Origin of the sequence: Citrobacter sp. wls613 (assembly GCF_005281195.1) — a bacterium.
Taxonomy (GTDB): domain Bacteria; phylum Pseudomonadota; class Gammaproteobacteria; order Enterobacterales; family Enterobacteriaceae; genus Citrobacter; species Citrobacter gillenii.
In genome coordinates this window covers 1-3,200 of sequence record NZ_SZXN01000084.1, presented here as the reverse complement: position 1 = coordinate 3,200, position 3,200 = coordinate 1, and the positions used below count along the sequence as shown (strand labels likewise).

Annotated in this window: 3 protein-coding genes and 1 pseudogene; 1 reads left to right on the top strand and 3 read right to left on the bottom strand. The window is 54.6% G+C overall.

Annotated features, from left to right (window positions below):
- Nucleotides 1-144 precede the first annotated feature (144 nt).
- Entirely contained in the window at nucleotides 145-1,431 is a 1,287-nt protein-coding gene (locus FDX01_RS21605) for a P2 family phage major capsid protein (protein WP_137400443.1), read from the bottom strand.
- Between the two features lie 2 nt (nucleotides 1,432-1,433).
- On the bottom strand, nucleotides 1,434-2,168 hold the full coding sequence (locus FDX01_RS21600; RefSeq protein ID WP_137400442.1) for a hypothetical protein: 735 nt from the start codon (nucleotides 2,166-2,168) through the stop codon (nucleotides 1,434-1,436).
- Nucleotides 2,169-2,357: 189 nt separating this feature from the next.
- Here FDX01_RS21600 and FDX01_RS21595 point away from each other — a divergent pair, with 189 nt between their 5' ends.
- Nucleotides 2,358-2,609 carry a hypothetical protein gene (locus FDX01_RS21595; protein ID WP_137400441.1) on the top strand — a complete coding sequence of 84 codons (252 nt, stop codon included), beginning with the start codon at nucleotides 2,358-2,360 and terminating at the stop codon, nucleotides 2,607-2,609.
- Nucleotides 2,610-2,685: 76 nt separating this feature from the next.
- Here FDX01_RS21595 and FDX01_RS24110 read toward each other — a convergent pair.
- A pseudogene (locus tag FDX01_RS24110) lies at nucleotides 2,686-2,841 on the bottom strand (ogr/Delta-like zinc finger family protein); the annotation flags it as partial.
- Between the last annotated feature and the right edge of the window lie 359 nt (nucleotides 2,842-3,200).

Sequence of the window (3,200 nt, the reverse complement as noted above, 5' to 3'; positions counted from 1 at the left end):
GGTCGCTGGTTCAAGTCCAGCAGGGGCCACCAAATAAAACAAAGGGTTACGATGAAAATCGTAACCCTTTGTTGTTTCCCAGGCTTCCTGTAGGCTACCTTTCACCGGTAATAATCGGCAATCAAGCAGAACATTCGCATACCATCAGCGCCAGTCGATACCGTCAATCAGGCATCCTGCCTCGTAGTTTTCCACCATGTAGGCATCATTGCGCGATTCATATATCGCCAGGCGGTTATATTCCGGCTCGTCTTTCGCCTGCTTCCTGACGCCGTTCTTTTGCCAGTACAGCGAGATATTGCTCAGGGTCGTAACCCATACCGCATCGTCGGGAAAGAAAGGCACCACAATGGCCGGAAGCCCGCCAATGGTGGGGTTCTTGAGCATAATGTCATTGATCAGCCGCTCGTAGTTTGGCCGGTCTGGTGAGAGGTGGCGTACAAAAGGCCACTCCTTCCGAAACAGCGTCTCAGCGCTACAAATTGACACCAGACCGTTCCTGTACTGCTCCGCTATCGCTGACTGCCAGCCATCCAGCACAAGGGCGTCAACGGTGCCGTAATCCCCTGACTCAATGATTTTGTTGCTCTCATCGCGGCCAGCAACCGAGAGGCCGCTGATAACTCGTTGAGGGGCTTCCTGTCGGTATTTTTCCAGCCAGCCGAACCCGCAATCCTGGCGCTTAGGATAAGCGCTTGCGTCGGAGGGATCGGCGTAATGGGTGCCATTAAAACCAACCAGAAGGCGATCCAGCGCTCTCTGGCGGTCAATGGCCGCCTTTACCAGTTCGGGGTAGTTTTCAACCGTCGCCCATGATTCAAGGTCGGCATAAGGAATGCTGACGTCGAGATTCACCTTTCTGCACTGGTAGCGATGCGGCGCGAGTGATGCCGCATTCTGCGGATTGCGGCGCCCTGAATTATTGATATGAGCCAGAGGGCCGCCAGTGCCGACAAGAACCCGCTCCCCTTCCTGATTAGTAACGGGGAGGACATTAATTTTTGTCAGAAAATCCGTACTGTGGCTGGCCCCCAGCTCACCCGTCAGCGCCGGGGTGGGCGTGACCTCGCTGTAGATGGCAATGGCCTCTTTACCCGGAACGGAGCCAAGCTGTACGGCATCATCCCGGCTCACCGCCGTCAGAATATTACCAATCACCGTCAACATTGAGCGCTGATCCTGATCGCCCGGAATGACAGCGGCCGGCGGAGTCGGTCGCCCAGGCGCACTGGCGGAGAAAAAATGCGGGGAGGCATTGCTGCTGTTGCCCTCATTACGGGCCTGAAACTCTGCGTCGTTGGCCAGCCTGGAAATCTCCTCTCCCAGCTTCTTGTTCTCCCGTTCCAGTTCGGCCCGAATGACCGGGGAAGCGGTTTTCATCGCCTCGATATTTTTGTAAAAGAGCGCACGGGCGCGATCGAGTGGATTCATGGTTAAGCTCCCCCTTGGCTCAGACCTTTACACGGCTCGCGGCCATCGGCCAGCGCCTGCATTTTCTGCGGGCTGGTACGCGCCATAGCCATTTGCGCGGCGGAAGGCGACCGGCGAATAACCTCTTTCATCACTGAGGGTACCGGGCCGGGGAACAACGAAAGTGGCGTTTCGGCATCCCCGGAGGCGGACTGAAGATGCTGTTCGGCAGGGTGTGAATTGTCGTTTTTTTTGACGTCATTGAGCACGTCTTTCAGCATGTTATCAAACTCATAGTCCATGCCCTGCGTCATGCAATGAAGCCCCCAGGCAATTTCCAGCAAAGGCCGCAGGCTACCCAGTAACGCCCGACACTCAGGCTCAATAACCAGAGCGCGCAGCTCCTTATGCTGGTTGATATATTCAAGCGCGGCTTGCCCAGCATCAAACCGGGCGGTAATTACCTCAGCCTGCGCCTTCTCAATCAGCGGGTTAATGCGCTCCAGCTTTTGCATCGCCATCCCGGAAAGGAACGTGGTGGTATCGGATGCCTCCGTTTCAACGCCACCAGACGCCAGGAGGTTACGCTCCCACTCGTCCGACTGGTGATGAGCCTCTTCTTTCAGGCTCTCACGGGTAGCCAGCAGGTTTTTCAGCGTGGTTTGTTTTTCAGCGAGTACGGCGTAGCAGCCTTCGAAATAGGCTCGCTTTTCATCAATATTTTCCGCCAGCGCGGTGATTTTCTTGTCAATGCTCATGCTCTGATCTCCTGATGTATAACAGTTTCACTGCACGCCTGTCAGCGTGAGGTTTCGCGGTTATCTTTCACCAGTCGCCGCAGCCGTGTCGCGTCATAAAAGTTGTCAGGAGACGGGGACAACAAAAACTGTATAACAGTAAAAACAGGGTAACGGATAATGCGCTTTCACCAGCCCGGAGCAAATGCGATGAAAAGCCCAGCCAGAAATAAAAAATCCACACTGCGCGCCCTGCGCATCCCGAATGAGATCGATCAGGAAATCTGCCACGCGTCAGCAGCGGGTGCTATCAGCTATTCCGCCTGCCTGATTGAACTGATTCGCATGGGACTGAAGAACGCTCACGCAGCGACCCCTTACGGGGCATCTGAACGTGAGCGGGTCGCTGAAGATTTGCTGTCGAGGATTAAGGGATCGCCTCAGGGTCGGCACCGGGCCTGAAGGCTCTCCCGCCTCCGGGCTTGTCTGGCGCAGCTGCTTTCTGTGGCGCCTCGCCAGCGGCAATATCCTTACGCCTTCGTTGGGGAATAAGTCCCTCGTAAGCGTTAAGCGTGGTAAACGCTGCACTACATTCAAGGTTCTGGCACTGATGGTACTGTCGCACAGTGAAATCACTGAGGCGGCGGCTTGTACGTGTGTGTGCGGCATGCCCGCAATGAGGACAGGTAAACATAAATTCTCCCCCACAGGGAGTTAGACTCGGCGCCATTATCGCTAATTGCTCAGGGGGGGGGCAATGTCAGCCTTGTGCATAGTTGTTGAATCTCTTTCAAAATCCTTCATCAAAGGTTTTTTAGCAAGAATGAATCTCATTAACGCCAAAAAACACCAAACTCAACTCCCGTCACGCAAATCTCAAAAAAGCATGATTTTTACCCCTCACCAAACGCTCCATACGCCGTTTTGAGCACTTTTCCACAGCTAAAATCATTATTGCACCTCTTTGGTGCAAATTCGTCATAACCCGTCTGGTGAGCCCAAAGCGCGCGCTTGATTCCCCGCCTCGCCTGCGCGCCAAACCCCCGCCTTTTT

Coding starts and splice junctions, on each gene's coding strand:
- FDX01_RS21605 (WP_137400443.1), bottom strand. CDS start 1,431: ATGAATCCACTCGATCGCGCCCGTGCGCTCTTTTACAAAAATATCGAG.
- FDX01_RS21595 (WP_137400441.1), top strand. CDS start 2,358: ATGAAAAGCCCAGCCAGAAATAAAAAATCCACACTGCGCGCCCTGCGC.
- FDX01_RS21600 (WP_137400442.1), bottom strand. CDS start 2,168: ATGAGCATTGACAAGAAAATCACCGCGCTGGCGGAAAATATTGATGAA.